General features: G+C 50.1%; 18 protein-coding genes. 3 read left to right on the top strand and 15 right to left on the bottom strand.

The features are described 5' to 3' along the window. Positions 1 to 6: 6 nt before the first annotated feature. Positions 7 to 282: an HU family DNA-binding protein gene (locus C1752_RS12595; protein ID WP_110986429.1), complete on the bottom strand. Its 276-nt coding sequence runs from the start codon at positions 280 to 282 to the stop codon at positions 7 to 9. Between the two features lie 855 nt (positions 283 to 1,137). Between C1752_RS12595 and C1752_RS12590 the strand changes: the two genes are divergently transcribed. The 3 genes from C1752_RS12590 to petE all read left to right on the top strand — a co-directional run bounded on the left by C1752_RS12590 (position 1,138) and on the right by petE (position 3,697). Continuing rightward, complete coding sequence (locus C1752_RS12590; protein ID WP_110986428.1) at positions 1,138 to 2,685, top strand: mercuric reductase; 1,548 nt, start codon at positions 1,138 to 1,140, stop codon at positions 2,683 to 2,685. A 79-nt stretch (positions 2,686 to 2,764) separates the two neighbouring features. Continuing rightward, on the top strand, positions 2,765 to 3,151 hold the full coding sequence (locus tag C1752_RS12585) for a SpoIIAA family protein (protein ID WP_110986427.1): 387 nt from the start codon (positions 2,765 to 2,767) through the stop codon (positions 3,149 to 3,151). A gap of 153 nt (positions 3,152 to 3,304) precedes the next feature. Next, positions 3,305 to 3,697, top strand: coding sequence for a plastocyanin (gene petE, locus C1752_RS12580; protein WP_110986426.1), 393 nt, complete (start codon positions 3,305 to 3,307; stop codon positions 3,695 to 3,697). A gap of 112 nt (positions 3,698 to 3,809) precedes the next feature. Here petE and C1752_RS12575 read toward each other — a convergent pair whose 3' ends face one another. The 14 genes from C1752_RS12575 to C1752_RS12515 all read right to left on the bottom strand — a co-directional run bounded on the left by C1752_RS12575 (position 3,810) and on the right by C1752_RS12515 (position 16,510). Further along, positions 3,810 to 4,541: a histidine phosphatase family protein gene (locus C1752_RS12575; protein ID WP_233501575.1), complete on the bottom strand. Its 732-nt coding sequence runs from the start codon at positions 4,539 to 4,541 to the stop codon at positions 3,810 to 3,812. Positions 4,542 to 4,632: 91 nt separating this feature from the next. Further along, positions 4,633 to 6,156 (bottom strand): iron uptake porin, encoded by a 1,524-nt coding sequence (locus C1752_RS12570; protein WP_110986425.1) that lies wholly within the window; start codon positions 6,154 to 6,156, stop codon positions 4,633 to 4,635. Between the two features lie 261 nt (positions 6,157 to 6,417). After that, positions 6,418 to 6,957: a (2Fe-2S) ferredoxin domain-containing protein gene (locus C1752_RS12565; protein WP_110986424.1), complete on the bottom strand. Its 540-nt coding sequence runs from the start codon at positions 6,955 to 6,957 to the stop codon at positions 6,418 to 6,420. Continuing rightward, positions 6,950 to 7,186 (bottom strand): hypothetical protein, encoded by a 237-nt coding sequence (locus tag C1752_RS29300; RefSeq protein ID WP_233501574.1) that lies wholly within the window; start codon positions 7,184 to 7,186, stop codon positions 6,950 to 6,952. The genes C1752_RS12565 and C1752_RS29300 overlap by 8 nt, the downstream gene beginning before the upstream one ends. A gap of 22 nt (positions 7,187 to 7,208) precedes the next feature. Then, positions 7,209 to 7,451 carry an Asr1405/Asl0597 family protein gene (locus C1752_RS12560; RefSeq protein ID WP_110986423.1) on the bottom strand — a complete coding sequence of 81 codons (243 nt, stop codon included), beginning with the start codon at positions 7,449 to 7,451 and terminating at the stop codon, positions 7,209 to 7,211. An 82-nt stretch (positions 7,452 to 7,533) separates the two neighbouring features. Continuing rightward, on the bottom strand, positions 7,534 to 8,073 hold the full coding sequence (dpsA, locus tag C1752_RS12555) for a DNA starvation/stress protection protein DpsA (protein WP_110986422.1): 540 nt from the start codon (positions 8,071 to 8,073) through the stop codon (positions 7,534 to 7,536). Between the two features lie 619 nt (positions 8,074 to 8,692). Continuing rightward, positions 8,693 to 9,304: a Crp/Fnr family transcriptional regulator gene (locus C1752_RS12550; protein ID WP_110986421.1), complete on the bottom strand. Its 612-nt coding sequence runs from the start codon at positions 9,302 to 9,304 to the stop codon at positions 8,693 to 8,695. After that, positions 9,234 to 9,644, bottom strand: a complete 411-nt coding sequence (locus tag C1752_RS30530) for a hypothetical protein (protein WP_199464382.1) — start codon at positions 9,642 to 9,644, stop codon at positions 9,234 to 9,236. Before C1752_RS30530 ends, C1752_RS12550 begins: the two co-directional genes overlap by 71 nt. A 5-nt stretch (positions 9,645 to 9,649) precedes the next feature. Further along, positions 9,650 to 10,414 carry an alpha/beta fold hydrolase gene (locus C1752_RS12540; RefSeq protein WP_110986420.1) on the bottom strand — a complete coding sequence of 255 codons (765 nt, stop codon included), beginning with the start codon at positions 10,412 to 10,414 and terminating at the stop codon, positions 9,650 to 9,652. 27 nt (positions 10,415 to 10,441) lie between these two features. Beyond that, positions 10,442 to 10,957 (bottom strand): flavodoxin FldA, encoded by a 516-nt coding sequence (fldA, locus tag C1752_RS12535; protein WP_110986419.1) that lies wholly within the window; start codon positions 10,955 to 10,957, stop codon positions 10,442 to 10,444. 530 nt (positions 10,958 to 11,487) lie between these two features. After that, positions 11,488 to 12,630 (bottom strand): chlorophyll a/b binding light-harvesting protein, encoded by a 1,143-nt coding sequence (locus C1752_RS12530; protein ID WP_233501573.1) that lies wholly within the window; start codon positions 12,628 to 12,630, stop codon positions 11,488 to 11,490. Positions 12,631 to 12,792: 162 nt separating this feature from the next. Next, entirely contained in the window at positions 12,793 to 13,824 is a 1,032-nt protein-coding gene (locus tag C1752_RS12525) for a chlorophyll a/b binding light-harvesting protein (protein WP_110986417.1), read from the bottom strand. A gap of 135 nt (positions 13,825 to 13,959) precedes the next feature. Beyond that, complete coding sequence (locus C1752_RS12520) at positions 13,960 to 15,462, bottom strand: chlorophyll a/b binding light-harvesting protein (RefSeq protein ID WP_233501571.1); 1,503 nt, start codon at positions 15,460 to 15,462, stop codon at positions 13,960 to 13,962. Positions 15,463 to 15,493: 31 nt separating this feature from the next. Then, on the bottom strand, positions 15,494 to 16,510 hold the full coding sequence (locus C1752_RS12515) for a chlorophyll a/b binding light-harvesting protein (RefSeq protein WP_110986416.1): 1,017 nt from the start codon (positions 16,508 to 16,510) through the stop codon (positions 15,494 to 15,496). Positions 16,511 to 16,876 lie beyond the last annotated feature (366 nt).

Genomic DNA, 16,876 nt, shown 5'->3' with positions numbered 1-16,876 from the left:
GAACCGCTAAGGCGCGACTTTCTCTTTGAACAGCTTGCCAGCCGAGAATGCAGGTACAGTGGTGGCGGGGATTTTCATCTTGGAACCAGTCTTGGGGTTACGGCCCTCCCGAGCTTTGCGATCGCGGGGTTCAAAGGAGCCAAAACCAACTAGCGTCACTTTGTCGCCATCTGCGACCGTTTCGATAATGGTCTCTAGAGCCGCTGACAGTACAGCGTCAGCCTGCTTTTTCGTCACGCTTGCCTTATCAGCAACCGCGTCAACGAGTTCGCCTTTGTTCATGGGTAACTCCTAATGATTAGTTAAGCGTGGTTAGCAATTTCGAACCTGCAGGTTGGGTTTCTAAAGACAACTTAATTGGTTATCCAAAGGTTATCAAGTAACAACGACCCCGTCCAGAGAGCTGGAACTCCTACCGCATCGAAATTTCAATGGTTCATTCTAAGGGGTATTGGCACAATATAGTATCGCTAGAATCATTAAATTGTAAGGATTTCAAGATTTCTTCGGGTCTTTTCGCACCTTTTGAGTCTAGAGATAGACAAAAACGGCACTCTCAAACCACATAAGCAAGAGATACATTCTTTACCCAGAAATAGTTACAGCGCTTTGAAGTTAAAGCTTGAGACGCAAAAATTGCTTCACCATATTCCTAGCCAGCTCCGATAGATTTTTCCAACAAATGACTTCAGAAACGTATTGTTTTGTAAATAACTACGGTTAAATCACGCTTATTCAAGCAAAGGTGGACCGCTTGTCTAAGAGGTTTAAAGGATTTAGATTTAGCACATTAGCCATCAATAGGGCGAATTAATCTCACCCATATTCCTGCTCGGATAGATTGACGGCGTCAATACTCTCCTAGATTCTCAGGAAATACTCCTAGAATTCTCAGGAAGTCTGCAGAAAGTTATCGGCGTATGTTCAGGCTCAACCTCTAAATTGTGCGTGATGAAAGATCACCCGACGCAGGCTTGCTCATGGCGCATCGTCAGTAAGGCAAGCGCAGGATTAGCGGTATTCTGTGCACACAGATCACAGTAGTGGACGTATGTATAGAAATGTCCCAGACCAAACGCTTCTCTAGAGGCCAACCACTAGGCTGTCAGGAACAATTTAGGAGTTGTGGGTAAAGCAATGACGCAATTTTCAGGTCAAGGGGTAACAATGCCCCCAATGGATGTCTATAATCAGAAGTTAATCGCAAATGTCCACCCCTCGGATTGGGTCAACCCCACACCCGTGGAATGCTACGACTTAGTGGTGATTGGCTCTGGAACAGCGGGGCTCGTAACGGCCAAGGGAGCAGCAGGCCTCGGCGTCGGCCTCAAAGTTGCTCTAATCGAGAAGCACCTCATGGGCGGAGACTGCCTCAATGTCGGCTGTGTCCCGTCAAAATGCTTAATTCGCTCTGCCCGAGCTGCAGCAGATATCAGAGGTTCGCGGCCCTACGGAATTGTACCGCCGGACCAAGTGACCGTAGATTTCCCGGCGGTGATGGAGCGGATGCGGAAAGTACGCGCTCAGATCAGTCCCGTAGATTCCGCTGCCGGTGCCGCAAAGGCAGGCGTCGATATGTTCTTGGGCGAAGGAACTTTTACAGGACCGAATACGGTGTCGGTGGCAGGCCAAACGCTGCGCTTCAAAAAAGCAGTGATCTGCACGGGTGCTAGAGCCGTTAAGCCTAAAATTGAGGGCATTGAAGCCGTCGGCTATCTCACCAACGAAACGGTTTTCTCGCTGACAGAGTCACCCCAACGATTAGCGGTGATTGGCGGCGGTCCGATTGGCTGTGAGCTTGCTCAAGCCTTTCACCACCTGGGCAGTAAGGTCGTGCTGTTTCATCGTGGCAGCCACATCTTGAACAAAGAAGATGCGGATGCGGCGGAAATTGTGCAGAAACAGTTCATCGAAGACGGCATTCAGCTTGTTTTGAGCAGTCAACTGAAGCGAGTGGTTCAGACCGCAGCAGGCAAAGAGATTTTCTTCGAGTCGGGTGGTCATGAACAATCAATTATCGTAGATGAAATCTTAGCCGGGGCCGGACGAGCGCCTAATGTACAGGGGCTAAATCTAGAGGCTGTTGGCGTAGAGTACGATGCTCGGCACGGGGTGGTGGTCAACGACAATCTGCAAACAACGAACCCGAAGATCTATGCCGCAGGCGATATCTGCATGAACTGGAAGTTCACCCATGCAGCGGATGCAGCGGCACGAATTGTACTCAAAAATACGCTATTTTCACCCTTCGGGATTGGCAAGTACAAGCTGAGTGACTTGGTGATGCCCTGGGTCACATTTACCGATCCTGAAATTGCCCACGTCGGTCTCTATGAACACGAGGCCCAAGATCAGGGTATGGATATCCATACGATCAAGATTTTGTTTGATGACGTCGATCGCGCGTTGGCTGACGGAGAAGAAGATGGGTTTGTAAAAATCCACCTCAAGAAAGGCTCAGACCAGGTTCTGGGAGCGACCATTGTGGCCCGCCATGCAGGGGAGATGATTAGTGAAATCACCACGGCCATGGTGAACAAGGTGGGTCTGGGCAGTATGGCGAGCGTCATTCATCCCTATCCAACTCAGGCTGATGCGATCAAGCGGGCAGCGGATGGCTATCGCCGAACGCTGTTGACGCCTCTATCTATCAAATTCCTAGGGATCCTGACAAAGCTTTCGTAAAGGCTGACTCTGGACACGGAAAATCGGCTACCCGTTTCGTAAGGGACAATGAAGGGCAGCCGTTCTGGGAAAAGATCCTATGCTTGAATATCAGGTGGTGCCAGACACCAATGTGATCGAGATGTCGATTGATGGACACGTGTCAGCGGCAGAGTTTGCTGAGCTTTTGCAGATGATGGATGGGCAGTTTGAGCGGCACTCAAAACTACGTCTGTTGATCAAGGTACTGAAGCTATCTAGCTTTGAGCCGACTCTAATCTTCCATGATGTGATGTTTGGGATTCGGCACTTTTTTGACTTGAGCCACTATGCGATCGCAACCGATCAAATCTGGGTCAAGCGCGGGATCATTGCCTCTCGCCTATTCATGCTGGGCCAAATCCGCATCTACAGCATGGATGAGCTAGAGAAAGCCAGACAGTGGATTGTACCCAAAGCACCCGATCAAAATCGAGCATCCATTTAAAAACAAGGACCACCCAGCGGCTGTTTTTGAACCTGAGACTGGCAACATCCACAGGCATCTGAGTCCCAGGCATTGTCAATAAGCGCTATCATTGACCTATCGTCGTACGACAGGCCGTCGTACTAAAAAAGATAGAGCCTTGGAGATTAGATGATGAGCTTTTTGAAATCCCTTGTACATCGCATCGCACCTGTATTATTTTCGATGTGCCTAACTTTAGGTGTCATAGCTTCTGCCTCACCCGCCCTCGCCAACACTGTGTCCGTGGAGATGGGTCAGGGCGGTATGCTTGCCTATAGTCCTGCTGAAGTCACAATCTCACCGGGAGATACGGTCCACTTCGACGTGGGTCTTGCAGGTCCCCATAATGTTGTCTTTGATTCAGCGAACTCTGCAGGTGAGGCCAGCTCTTTGTCTCATAACGCATTAGAAATGTCTGGCGGCTTCGATGTGAGCTTCCCAGCCGATGCTACAGCGGGAGAATACGCCTACTATTGTGAGCCACACCGAGGTGCAGGAATGGTCGGTAAGATTGTTGTTCAGTAGTCTCTGATTCCGAAATTGACTGAAATTGTCGGTCTACTAAGATCCTCAAATTTCTAAAAGCCCTGTCTACATTGAATGTAGACAGGGCTTTTGCTAGCTTCAATCTGTGTTCCTATAACTCTGACCACTCTTGGGGCAGCATATTCGCAATCACTTCAAAAGCACCTTGGCCGTCTGGCTTCATAACATAGGCCATCCCTTGCGGATCTGGGTAGATGCCTGTGGCTGACTCAAAAATGTCGTCATGCCCCACAATCACAGTGTTCATGCCCGCACTTGGGACCGCCGTCAGCAGCGGCATCACGTTGGTTTTCATCTGCTCAACCTGAGCTTCAGTGTAGTCTTCAAAGGGCAAAAAGTTGAGAGCTGGATTCTTTTCATACTTGCCGAACGCCAAGTTTGCAGTTTGCCAAGCACGGCAGTACTGACTAGAGACGACCTGATCGACGGGAATCGCTTTCTCTTTAAATGCGGCACCAATCGCCAGAGCATCTTGCCAACCCGCTTCGCTAAGAGTCCGCTGCGTGGAACAGTTATTAACATCTGCCGTCACCTGGTCAGCATAGTCCTTCTCTGTTTGAGCATGCCGGAAGTAGATCACGTGCCCGCCCTCTTTCAAGGCTGACAGCAGTTCTGCCCCCGCCAGCTTGTCCTGAAAATCAGCATTGGCTTGCTCCCCTGGAGTGAGCGCTTCTTCTTCCTGGGCAACCAGTAGACCACGACCTGAGTCTTTCAGGTCTGCAGACGGTTCAGCATTAGCCACCGAAATCAATGGGGCATAGCTAACCACAGCAATATTGAGAGTGAAAGCCAAGACGAACGGTTTAACGAGTTGATGCATCATGATCAGGATCCTTATGATTTGAAGGCGAGCGAAAAAGGACGCCCTCTTGAGAGGGCGTTGCCTGTTCAACGGAGAACAATGAGCGCTTGGGTTAAAAGGAGAACGTCGTGCGTAGAACCCCTTGAATCAGTGCATTCTGGTCAATGTTGTTGGGGTCAGTAATCACCATGACAGCAGGCGTAATCGTGATGTTGTCATTGACCGGAATACGATAGAACCCCTCAAAGTTAGTCTGATCCGGCTGACCTGGAGCAATGAACGGTTGCCCAGCCGCAAAGGAAAGCATTGAGCCAGGGATCAGCAAATCCGAGACGCCGACGCCCGCCATCCAGGTTTGAGCATTATTCGTCCCAACGGCAAAGAGGTCTGCACCACCCGCCTGGGGGTCTAAAGAAATACCGTAGCGGCCAAACACGCCAAACCGGCCAAAGGTAGCTTCAGCGTTAACGCCAACTACGTTTTGAACTAGTGCAAAGGTCTCAGTGTAGGCATACTGAAGGCGTACAGCGAAGTTACCATCATCAGAAGCGCCAAAAGTGGTAGCGTATTCAACCTCTGCCACCGCCTGATGCGGGTCGCCGAAAAGGCCTTCTGTCTCTGTTGCGCCTTCAACCGCACTACCGCCTGCAGCGGCCACGTACCCTGCACGCAAGCTCAGAGGACCGCCCCCAAGGTTGTAGTTAAAACCAAAGCCCGCCCCACCGGGATCATCGACGGCATCATTAATGATCAGAGCATTGTTAATGAAAAAGCCAGAGTTAAAGTCAGCACCCGGATCGTTAGCATAGCTATTGCCATCGATAAAATCACTGGGATAGAGCTGTGGTCCAATGGTGACTGAAAGGTTCTCCACAGGGCTAAATTCATAGGCAAGACGATCTAGCTCAACGCCTGGGCCAGTATCTCGATATTCGATAGCGCCGGGATTGACGGTGCCACCGGCAAGGCCACCCCCTGCGTCAAAGAACTCGCCAAAGAAGTCGTTACCACCATTACCTGTCAAGAGGGTAATCTGCAGTAAGTCTTCCCCCGTAAAGCTGGTGTTGAAGGTTAATCCAACTTCTGCCAGCGCTGAAGCACGACTGCTGCCAATACCACCGTCAACGTCGGTTTGGTCACCAAACTGAATGGTTCCAATCACGGAACCTTCGAGCTTGGTGGTGGTTGAAAACTGCTGGGCTTCAACGGTATCAACGCGGGCCTCTAGGCCATCGACCCGGCCTCTCAAAGTGGCAAGCTCTGCTGCAAATTCATCCTGTAGGGCTTTGACGGCATCGAGGTCGGCTTTGGAGGCGAAGCGATCGCTAATCTGGTCCAAGCAAGCGTTGAGCGCTGCGGCCATCTCGTAACGAGTGGCTGAGCGGTTGCCCCTAAAAGTGCCGTTGGGATAGCCTGCAATACAGCCATAGCGTTCCACCAAAGACTGCAGCGCCTGGAAGGCCCAGTCAGTGGGCTGCACATCAGATAACTGAGAGACAGAGGTCACCTGGCCAGTACTGTCTGATTCTGTTTCGGCAATCAGGTCTGAAACCGATGTGTCTGCAAATGCTGGAGCAGTCAGCGCAAGGGCACCTAAAAGCCCCAGACCTCCGCTCAGGAAAGGACGTTTGTTCATTTTTGACACTCTAAACACCACAAATTACACAGTTGAATGGGCGCGGAGCAGTTACTCCTTTGCCAAACCTAGATCTCAAAGTCGTTCATGGCTAATACGGCCAGAACAGAAATCTATCGCAAGCAAACTTTCGATAGGGTTTCGAACGACCTAAGCCTAAAACCCTATCGATTAAAAATATGCTCACCCTTTTTGATCCCCCCGGATTTGACATAACCGTTCTCTAACTCACTTTAGAGAATGATTATCACATAGCATTGGCTAGCAAAAGTGTTGCTGAATAATACCCGCGACCTGTTTGGGTCGCACATGGGTATAGCGGGTCTTGTCCGGCAGAATAGAAATATTCGGCCCCGCCTTACACTTGCCCATGCAGCCTACATCTTGAAGCGCGACTTTCTTTTTAAGGCCCGTCTGCTTCAGACTTTTGTTCAGGGCTTTACAGATAGCCTTGCTGCCGCGCTTTCGACAACTAGATTTCTGGCACACTTTAATCTGCTTCACTGAACCTTTGGATTTAGACATTGTTTCTTCATCAGTACAGGGATTTGTGCGAACAATGGAAAGCGCTTTCAGCTTGCGCTTCCCGTGCTTGATTTTCTGATGGCCCTTGACGCAGACCCACGCTCCAGACTCCAGCATTTGCATTGATGTATATCTCAGGGACTTGGGCAGCTTTACATACACTTCACCCTGGGCCGTTGCCAAGTAAATGCCCTTAATTTTGAAAGTGCCGGTGACCTTGTAGGTCAAGAAACGACCACTGATGCTGAAAGGTACTTTAATCCCGTGTTTACCCATAGGATTTTCGACTCGCGAATGAAGATCTGGCGTGCTGCTGCTGTAGCTTTTGCCACAAATGCTTCGGGATTTCGCTGGAAGGACAGGACATTGTGGCGATCTGATCGATGTCCGAGATGCAGTAGTGGAGGGCAACCTTGGATTTACTATCTAATAAACTGTGACGGTGCGCAGTCTGCGCTTCACCCAAGAAAAAATCGGTCCACGAATCACTGCGTTGAACGGTCACAGGTAGCGGGTGGTTCAAACCATCAAAGCCAGCACTGTTCCAGCCAGCCCACCAGCTCGGTACGGGGAGCGATAAACTGCTGGACAACGCTCCAAATTTGAGCCGATTCCACATGATCTTTGACCTCGACGCGTAAATATCCATCGGTGGAGCACCAGGCATTAATCGATAGCTCCTGTAATCGCCGCTGCACTTGCCTGCGATCGCAACTCGGCACTCTTACAATCTGATGTCCTGGCTTTAGTGAAGTGTGAGATGAATGCATCACTCAGTTCCTAACTGAAAAATCTTTGAATAAAAGCAGTTCCCCTAAGAGGCTCAGCGCAGCCTCTCCTGCTTCAATGGCGCTAACTCAAGCCCAAGGTGAGACTATCGTTGGCAAGGAAGTGGTCTAAATGGAAAGCTCTCTCTTCGGTCTCTAGCAGCATTTTTTCGTAGAGATAGCGGGTGGCTCGATCGCCTAAGCTTTCGGACTGAGAAGCTTGAGATCGCAACAGCCCAATCACGTTTTTCTCTGCGGCCAAATCATGCTCCACCATCGTGCGGGCATCAAAGCAACCATCTGCCTCAATTTCGACGCAGGACAGCTCAGCGATCTTGCTCAAGCTGGCAACCGGAACGCCACCTAACCCATTCAAACGCTCTCCCAACTCATGGGTATAGCCCTGCACCGCCGCGCGGCTCTCGTCGAAGAACTGATGAAGCTGGTAGAATTCCGTCCCTTCAATCACAAAGTGATGTTTCTGATACTGCAGGTAAAGCGCCTGAAAGCTCGCCAGTGCCAGGTTCATCCCCTCACAAACAGGGACCGTAATTTCTGCGCCTAGAGCGACCGCATTGTCACTCACTTGATCAAAAGGCTGGCGGATCGTAGACGTCTCAGGCATGACAGCTCCTTTACACTCCCTGACTCAGTTGAGAAAACTAGTCAACAAACTTACTTATGTGAATTTATCAAAGAATAATCCTTATTGCAATAGATTTTCAATATATAGATTGCAGTAGATATCTCCACAACGGATAAAGATCAAAAGGAACAGTCTGAAATCTCTGTCTGCCAAGAGATACAGGGCATTCAATTTACGGCTCAAATTTTTTCTGGCGCAACACAGCTAGCATAAAATCCTATCGTAAAAAGCTGAGGTAGTTATATCTTGAATAAGTTTTGATGATAAAGACTAGCCATATGATGCAAGACGGTTTTCTAGCACGGTAGCCGCGCACCACACAACTTCCTCATGATTACTCGCTAGGTTAGATACAACATCCATCAATACGGCTGACCGCTTCATAATCAGGTCAGTATTTAAATTTCCTTGTGAATACCGCTAATTCCGCCGGGATTAGCTTTATAAGAGAAATCCTCTGGATTATTACTCCAGAGGATTTTGGTTTCTATTGATAGCGGCAAATGGATCATCAATAGGCTCAGCTCTGACTAGTGGCAGCCGCGAAAGCTGTATACACAGTTGCAATCACTCTGTATATAAAATTGGATCCGAAAATTTATACAATGGGCTTTAAGTCTCTAGGATACCTAGTGTTAGGCCGATGTAGAAGCAGATATCGCTTCCTGGAACGTCGCATAAAGCCTTCTTGTTCCAACACTTTCAAGAGTCGAGTGATTGTGACCCGAGAGGTTCCGAGGGTCTCGGCAATTTCTTGATGGGTGATCTGGAGTTCAGTGACCTGTCCCTGCTCGGTCTGATAGCCGAATCGTTGAGCAAGCCAGATTAAAAGCTGCTGGAGGCGATCGCAAATCCTTTTCCCGCGCGTGATCTGGAGCAACGCCTCTGTTTGCTGAATATGGCAGAGCATCGCCTCCATCGACCAGTGGCAGCGGTTGGCCAGCAGCTTGGCTTCAACGGGGCCAAGGCAAACAGCATAATAGGGTTCCACCTGCGTCAGCGGCAGTCCCACCACATCTCCAGGCCCCCAAATCCCCAGTGTAGAAACGTTACCATTTTCATCCCAGGTGAGGGTGCGAACAAAGCCCTGTTCAATTTGCCAAAGCTGATGGGGCAGCGTTGGTATAAAACTCCGTCGTTTAAAGCAGTGTTGGCTGATATGAACCGGACTGAGGTAGGTGAGGTTGCTGCGCAGTTGTGGAGTCGGCATGGGAGGCTTCCTGTAGAGGTTGATGCGCTGAATTACATTTCCAGAGCGGAACGCGAGCCGTTTCTGTCGGCGTGTTACAGATCATGCAGTCTGGGCAATTGATGGCCTGCTCGGTCAAGGCCTCGCAAGGATGAACGGTACATTTAAGTTGATAATGTCCGGTGAAGTAAGCGCAGCGATGGCAGGGAATGCTGTGGAGACGCTTCAAATGAGTAATGCCTTGAATTAGGGTTTGAGCACCGGACTTGATCAAGAGAGCAATCAGTCCCCAACTACACAGCAGCAGACAACTTTGGGGAATGACGACCATCAAAGGCTGTGAGAAAAAATAATGAAGCATAGATGCTAAAGCCTGCAGTTAATCGCAAAGGCCGGTGAGATCTCGAACCAGGATGGGGTCGTTTGCAAATTCACCTGATTCCAAAACTCCAGGACTTGTTGGCTCACAAGCTGAGGATGCGTTCCATGGAAAAAATGCCGACCGTGGGGGCAGTGGTAGATGCGATCGCAGTCCTTTAACCACCCTCGCCAACCTTCAATTTCATGGGGATCGACAACCACATCATCATGGCCTCCACAGGCCAAAAACGGCACGGGCACTCCATTCCTAGGAACGTTTGCCGTCTGGATCATTGAATTAGGGGATGGCGAGGTCGCTAATGCCTGTTGCAGAATCTTACCCAGATATTGATGCCCAGCGGGATTCTGGCGACCAAATAGATCAGTGATCAGCTGATAAAAGATTTGCTCTCGACGACAGCCCAAGAACTTGAGATGAAAATAGTAGTGAGCGATCCAGTCCAGACTGGCTTGGGCACCCACACTCAATAACGTGAGCGATCGCACATACTCCGGGAACTGGCGCGCCACTAACAGAGCGACAAGTCCACCGGTACCGTGGCCGATTAGATGGAGCGGGCGATCTTGCTCCTGCAAGTACTCATGCAAAAGCTGGACTGGAACATCTAGATCACTGGCTTCATCAGGCGTTTGTCGATAGGCCCAATGGGCAACCCCAATATGGCCAGCCAAGCACTTTAGTAAAGGCTGATCAAAGCGCTGGAGACTGGCGCTGGTATTCACCCAAAGGGCTTCACAAATGGAGGACATAATATTGCAAAAAGATAGAGTAAATGATCAAAGGCCGAATTCTGACTTCAGTTGCGTAATCCAAGCGGAAACACGCTCATCAGTAAAGTCATCTTGATTGTCTTCATCAATCGCTAAACCGCAGAACTGACCGTCTTTCACTGCCTTAGAACTCTCATATTCATAGCCCTCTGTAGAGGTTTGTCCGACAGTCGCACCGCCCTTTTCGCTGATTTTGGCTTCCAAGATTCCCATTGCGTCCATAAAGTTATCGGCATAACCAATTTGGTCTCCCGTACCGAAGTAGGCCACTTTTTTACCGCTGAAATCAATGCTGTCTAGATTCGGGAAAAACGTATCCCAGTCACTCTGCAGCTCGCCAATATCCCAGGTGGGGCAGCCAATAATCAAGCAGTCATAGGCCAGCAGCTCGCTGTTTTCTTCGACTTCATGAATTTCAGCCACGGAAACGACATCTGCGCCCCCCAGACCGTCTTGAATCATCTCGGCGATGTTCGCTGTTTTGCCAGTGGTGGTACCGAAAAATAAACCAACCTGTGTCATTAAAGTCTCCTGTCATTAACTAAATGCGCGGTCGTCGCTGGACTCAACCGCAAAACAAAAATTCTCTAGAAAGCTATTGAAAAATCTGAGCGAAGTTGCCAGTACCGGTAAGATCTAGGCTTCCTGAAGGCTTGCGATCGCAGAAAGCGGAGCGAACGCTAAAACAACTGAACTCGCCCAACGAAGGACTGATTACCTGCCCATAGATACGCTGAGATCAGACCTACTTCCATCACGGCACATACATTTGCATCGATCGAGTTTTTCACAGCTGCAGCAAACAATTACTCATCACACTATTGAGAATATATTTCAATAGATAGGTTGTCAACCCCTGTCAGAGGAAATCAACAATCCTTATAACTCCCTCTATAAAAGGGTTTGAGCGATACACGTAAAATAAATCTTTTAATTGACCTAAAAAACAAATGAAAAAGAATTGTATTTGAGCGATGTCTCCTTTAAAAAGTGAACACCCAGTTCCTCGTGAGTAGAGAGACTGGGTATTCCAAGTAAAGCTGAAAGGAGTGTTATGGATCTTTCGTCTCAGTCTCTTCGACCTTTACCTCAGCCGATGCATCTACATCACCTTGGGGCGTCTCTTTTATTGTGGTCACGTCTTCCGGACTATCCTGTATTTCTTTCTCTACTACGGTCGAGCTGGATTTAGTCGCAGCAGGAACCTTTGAATCAGAGACGCGGCTAGACTTTGCCTGCACCTCAGCCCGAGAAATAGAAGCGTGCCATACGTGCCCTCCCAGCGCTGTCAAGCCCAAGAGAAACTGAACATTCGCCAATGAATCTTTGCCTGTACCGTACAGCTCTGGCGGAAACACCAAAGGATTATAGAGAAAGAAGCAGGATAAAAACGCCATCCAGGCGACTCCGGCGAGGCTATAGGAGAGAACAGCATGGGCGTTAATCTTGAGCAACCAGCGAGACCAAGGTGCCGGGGGCTTTTGAATATGCCAGATACCCCCCAAAATTTCAAGGGCACCGATCCAGGCATGACCGCCAACAACATCCTGTAGCGTACTAACGCTAGCTAGCCCTTGAGCGGACCAAACGCCATGATTGCGGCCAAACAAATAGCCAAAGATCGTGGCTGGATTTAGGGTTGGGTTGTCAATAGTATGGACTGTCCCCACGGTCGGATCATAGATGCCGCCCCAGGTGGTGGCCTTGAGAACAAAGAGCAAAGCCGCGACCCCGAGAAAGATAAGGTGGTGGCCAAGAATTAAGCCTAATTGTCGATGATCGTTCCATTCGTAGTGGAACTTCACCGCTCGGCTATTTTCTGATTCTTCTAGAACTGGGGACCCGCCAAAGACATGGTAGAGGCCACCTGCTGCTAAAACAGCAGAGGCGACAAGATGTAAAACCCCAATCACAAAATAAGGATAGGTATCAACCGTTCCATCGAGGCCAATACCGAAGCCAAGAGCCGCAAGATGGGGGATTAACAGCAGTCCTTGGTCAGGGAAAGACAGGCTGGGGTCAAAGTTACCGACTTCTGAAATGACTCGGGTACCTGCCCAAAGCACAATTAAGCCAGCATGGGCCAAATGAGCCCCAAGGAGCAAACCCGAAAACTTGGTGAGACGGGCATTGCCATTCCACCAGCTCTTGGTCATGTTGTCGGGGGTAAATGATAAAAGATTTGCCGTAGTCACGGTGGGAATTCCTCAAAGTTTTGATGTCAATGAGAAAGGCGCCACAGAGGAGAGTCTGCATGACGCCTTGGGTTTAAGCAGAAGGTCTGTCAAGAGAGAACCCTAAAGCTTCTGCCGATTGATTGATTGCGTTCTGCTTGAACTAGCCTTGAATAACGATGACTAAGAACGTTCAAATTTCAGAGCCTGATCGACGCGCTCAAAGTCAAAGCCCATCGATCGCAATGCATGCCAAAAATGTCCCTGCAAAAAGGCAAAGGCCAAGATGAAGTGGGCATTGGCAAGCCAGCAGCGGCCAGTATGAATACCAACGGGTAGAGCTGCGGTATCAGCAAAGTAGGGCATGATGCCAAACTTCACATCCAGAACGGGGCCGTAAAAATCAATGGGATAGGCCAATGTATTAACGGCACAGAAGTAAGAAGCGACAAAACCGGCTAGGGCAACGCTACCAAGGGAGTAAGAGAGAACAGCTTCGCCAGAAAAACGAAGCAGATTTTTGGCCCAAGGCATCGGTGGAACGAGAATATGCCAGATGCCACCGACAATTTCAAGAAAACCAACGAAAGCGTGACCGCCGACCAAGTCTTCGAGGTTATTGACGGTAGCAAAGTGGGTTTGATAACCAAAAATTGTTGCTGGATTGAGGGTTGGGGAGACTAAGCGCACATCCTGAAGAGCCGGATCATAGAGACCGCCCCAGGTAGTGGCTTTCATGACAAACAGCAGACAGGCGATGCCGAGGAATAGAAGATGGTGCCCTAGAATCATGCCGAGCTGAGCCTTAGGATCGCTATCCCATTCAAAGTGGAAGCTCTTGGCTTTTCCATCCGTTTCTTGCAGGTTACCAGAGGCACCAAAAACGTGATGGAGTGCTCCAGCACCCAAAACGGCCGAGGAAATAAGATGAATGGCCCCCACCACAAACATGGGATAGGTATCCACGATTTGACCGCCGGCCCCGACGCCCAACCCAAGGGAGGCTAAATGCGGCAGCACAATCAGACTTTGCTCGCCCATCGGTATATCAGGCGAGAATTTAGAGAGTTCAAATAGCGTGAAGGCTCCGGCCCAGAGGGCACTGAGAGCGGCTTGCCCCGCATGGGCAGCGATAAAGAGGCCAGACTGTTCTGCAAACCGCGAATTTCCGGCCCACCAGTCGTACTTGACATCAGGTTTTCCGTAACTTTGCATCTAAAAAACACTCCTTATAGTCAGAGATAGGGACACGATGGAGAGAAGCCTGCAGCTGCGTGCCACAGCCGCAGGCACATTGAGGACTCAGCTAAGCAGTTAGAAGAGCGACATCCTCAAAATCTAGATCGGGGGCTAAAAGAGCTGAGCTTTAGTCAATAACTCATGGGCAAACACGGCTCCGCCGACGCCCCCGATTAAAAAAGCCAAGCTGAACTGACGCCAACCCTCTAAAGTCTTGAGGGCTGTAGGAACCTGTGGCGAGAATCCCTTGGGTGCTCGGCCTTGACTAAAGCTAGCGGTGCCGTACAAATCTAAGGCTCCTTTTAAGACGGCAATTAGAGCACAGGCAGCCAGTAGTCCCCGCTCAAAGGCAATATCCGAGGTCCGCATGGGGCCGAGGAGAGCAAAAGGACCAAGGAGAAAGTAACCGTGGGCCATGCCAATTTCTAGGCCGCGACGGAAGGCGGTCAGCTCAGGGCGATAAATGGGCAGGTTGCCAATCAGCCAAGTAACAGCAGCAGATGAGTTGACTGGAGTTTGTAGGTTGCCAATTTGGGAATCTGGAGTCTGAACGACTTGGTTTTGGGTAAAGTCGAATCCGGCGACAGCGGCTCTGGCGCGGAAGCCGTGCCAAAGATGGCCGAGGAGAGCGACTAGGGCCAGGAAGGTATGTGCGATCGCAAGCCAACTCCGAGAGTTCACAAACGGATGCTGATCCAACGGCGCAACATAAGATCCATAGAAAGCTTCTGGGTAAGCCACCGTATTCGCCGTCACAAAGTAAGCGGCCAACAGCCCCATATAGGCCAAACCCGCCAGACTGTAGGAGAGATAGGCTTCACCAGACCACACCAGCAGATTCTTTGCCCATTCTCTAGGCTGCGTAGTGGTGTGCCATACACCGCCCAGAACCAGAACAGAACCAATCCACAGATGACCACCGACAATATCTTCGAGGCTATCGACAGCCACCATTCCACCACTCGATAGTGGACCGATGAGATAACCGAAAATGCGACCCGCGTTGAGGGTTGGGTTCGTAACAACGCGAACCGTTTCTAGATTGGCGTCATAAAGCCCGCCCCAGAACATCGCCTTCACCACCAGCAACCAAGCACCGCACCCTAGAACCGCTAGATGTGTCCCGAGGATCGAGGTCATCTTGTTGGGGTCAGTCCAGTCGTAGCCAAAGTCACCTGCAAAGGTATCATCGATCGCTAATGTCGCAGGGCCAATGAGGGCATGGAACAGTCCACCTGCCGCCAACACTGTAGAGCTGACCAAATGCACAACGCCAATCACGTAGTAGGGATAGAGATCATTGACGATTCCGCCATCACTGACGCCATAACCCAAACGAGCAAGATTCGGCAGCAGAATTACCCCCTGCTCGTACATCGGCTGTGCGGCGTTAAAGTGCGAGATTTCAAAGAGCGTCATCGCTCCGGCCCAGAGGATGATTAGCGCGGCCTGGGCAAGGTGGGCACCAAGGAGTTTTCCTGACTGATTAATAAATCGAGCGTTGCCCCGCCACCAAGGATATGGGGCCTGGGTTGCAGCTATAGGCGTCGCCGGCTCAGATGCGATGGTCTCCGACCGGCCTTCGGCCATCGTAGAATCAATGACTGCTGTCATAGTTTTTTCCTAACGCTGAGAGTGCAAGAAATTAGCGTAAAAGTTCGCGATTTAAGTTGAGCCCTCGGGCCTGCAGAGCATGCCAGAGATGACCCTGAAGTACGAAGAACCCAAGCCAGAAATGGGAATTAGCGAGCCAGACGCGTGTGGTCAATTGACCATCCACTGAGACAAATTCAGGCACCTGCCCAAAAACTAGGCTCAAGCTAGGCCCATAAAATTCTGTGGGATACGCCACGCTATTGACCGCCACAAAGTAGGTGGCAACAAAGCTCATTAGGGCCAACGCACCAAGGCTATAGGACAGGTATGCTTCACCGGACCAGGTGAACAATCGCTGTGCCCAAGGGAACGGCTTCGTGGCACAGTGCCACAGACCACCTCCGATACAGAGAACACTGACCCAAACATGACCGCCGACAATATCTTCAAGAGAGGTGACGCCCGCAATCCAGTCTGGACTCTGGAGGCCCAGCAGATAGCCCACAATCACCACCGGATTCAGCGTGGGATTCGTGACGAGGTGCAGTTGACCCAAGCTCGAATCGTAGAGTCCCCCAAACTTAGTCGCCTTTAGCACAAGCAGTCCTGCCCCCAGCCCCAACAGGATGAGGTGAGTCCCTAAGATATTGGTCATCGCTTTCTGGTCATCCCAGCGATAGCCATAGCGCGGGAATCGATCTTCAAGCTGAGCCGGACCTTTGAGTGCGTGATACAGGCCACCAAATCCGAGAAAGGCAGAGCTAATCAGGTGCAAAACACCCACAACAAAGTAGGGATGGGGGTCGATAATCTGCCCTGCGTCACCCAGTCCCAACCCGAAGCGGGCCAAGTTGGGAAGCAGAATCAACCCCTGTAAATAGATGGGTTGGGCCGGGTCGAAGCGACCTAACTCAAATAAGGTGTAGGCTCCGGCCCAGAAGACAATCAGCCCTGCATGGGCGACATGGGCACCGAGTAGCTGCCCTGAAGCGTCTGCAAAGCGGGCATTACCAGCCCACCAGGGAAATTCTTCTGCTTCTTTGGCTGCGGGAATTGTGGTCGTCACGATGGCTGTTTCCTCTGAGCGCTATATCAATGGACCATTAGCGAAGCCCTAAATCTTATTGATATCAAATCTCAATAAGATCACAATTTGATTACAGCAGAAATGAAAGTGATTCGCAATAAGCAGCGGATTAACTTTTGTGTCAGCAGCGACTTCCATCAATGCGAACAAGGCTCAGAACACCCTTTAGAAAAGGACTTAAGACATTTACTGAATGGAGATTAGGTCAGATAATTCTTGATATGCACCTTCAATTAGGTGAGAAAAATCGCGTAAAAGAATTTGGTTCCCGTGAATCAAATGAGAATACTTTATCTCTGCAGGTAGTTTTATTGCTAGCAGATCCTATTTACCCTGAGAACCACT

Origin of the sequence: Acaryochloris thomasi RCC1774, assembly GCF_003231495.1 — a bacterium.
Taxonomy (GTDB): domain Bacteria; phylum Cyanobacteriota; class Cyanobacteriia; order Thermosynechococcales; family Thermosynechococcaceae; genus RCC1774.
This window is presented reverse-complemented; position numbering and strand designations above follow the sequence as displayed.

What these genes read in the sequence shown, in the direction of transcription:
- C1752_RS12520 (WP_233501571.1), bottom strand. Translation starts at nt 15,462, where the DNA reads ATGACAGCAGTCATTGATTCTACGATGGCCGAAGGCCGGTCGGAGACC.
- C1752_RS12525 (WP_110986417.1), bottom strand. Translation starts at nt 13,824, where the DNA reads ATGCAAAGTTACGGAAAACCTGATGTCAAGTACGACTGGTGGGCCGGA.
- petE (WP_110986426.1), top strand. Translation starts at nt 3,305, where the DNA reads ATGAGCTTTTTGAAATCCCTTGTACATCGCATCGCACCTGTATTATTT.
- fldA (WP_110986419.1), bottom strand. Translation starts at nt 10,957, where the DNA reads ATGACACAGGTTGGTTTATTTTTCGGTACCACCACTGGCAAAACAGCG.
- C1752_RS12540 (WP_110986420.1), bottom strand. Translation starts at nt 10,414, where the DNA reads ATGTCCTCCATTTGTGAAGCCCTTTGGGTGAATACCAGCGCCAGTCTC.
- C1752_RS12595 (WP_110986429.1), bottom strand. Translation starts at nt 282, where the DNA reads ATGAACAAAGGCGAACTCGTTGACGCGGTTGCTGATAAGGCAAGCGTG.
- dpsA (WP_110986422.1), bottom strand. Translation starts at nt 8,073, where the DNA reads ATGCCTGAGACGTCTACGATCCGCCAGCCTTTTGATCAAGTGAGTGAC.
- C1752_RS30530 (WP_199464382.1), bottom strand. Translation starts at nt 9,644, where the DNA reads ATGCTTCATTATTTTTTCTCACAGCCTTTGATGGTCGTCATTCCCCAA.
- C1752_RS12590 (WP_110986428.1), top strand. Translation starts at nt 1,138, where the DNA reads ATGACGCAATTTTCAGGTCAAGGGGTAACAATGCCCCCAATGGATGTC.
- C1752_RS12585 (WP_110986427.1), top strand. Translation starts at nt 2,765, where the DNA reads ATGCTTGAATATCAGGTGGTGCCAGACACCAATGTGATCGAGATGTCG.
- C1752_RS12550 (WP_110986421.1), bottom strand. Translation starts at nt 9,304, where the DNA reads ATGCCGACTCCACAACTGCGCAGCAACCTCACCTACCTCAGTCCGGTT.
- C1752_RS12560 (WP_110986423.1), bottom strand. Translation starts at nt 7,451, where the DNA reads ATGCATTCATCTCACACTTCACTAAAGCCAGGACATCAGATTGTAAGA.
- C1752_RS12565 (WP_110986424.1), bottom strand. Translation starts at nt 6,957, where the DNA reads ATGGGTAAACACGGGATTAAAGTACCTTTCAGCATCAGTGGTCGTTTC.
- C1752_RS12570 (WP_110986425.1), bottom strand. Translation starts at nt 6,156, where the DNA reads ATGAACAAACGTCCTTTCCTGAGCGGAGGTCTGGGGCTTTTAGGTGCC.
- C1752_RS12575 (WP_233501575.1), bottom strand. Translation starts at nt 4,541, where the DNA reads ATGATGCATCAACTCGTTAAACCGTTCGTCTTGGCTTTCACTCTCAAT.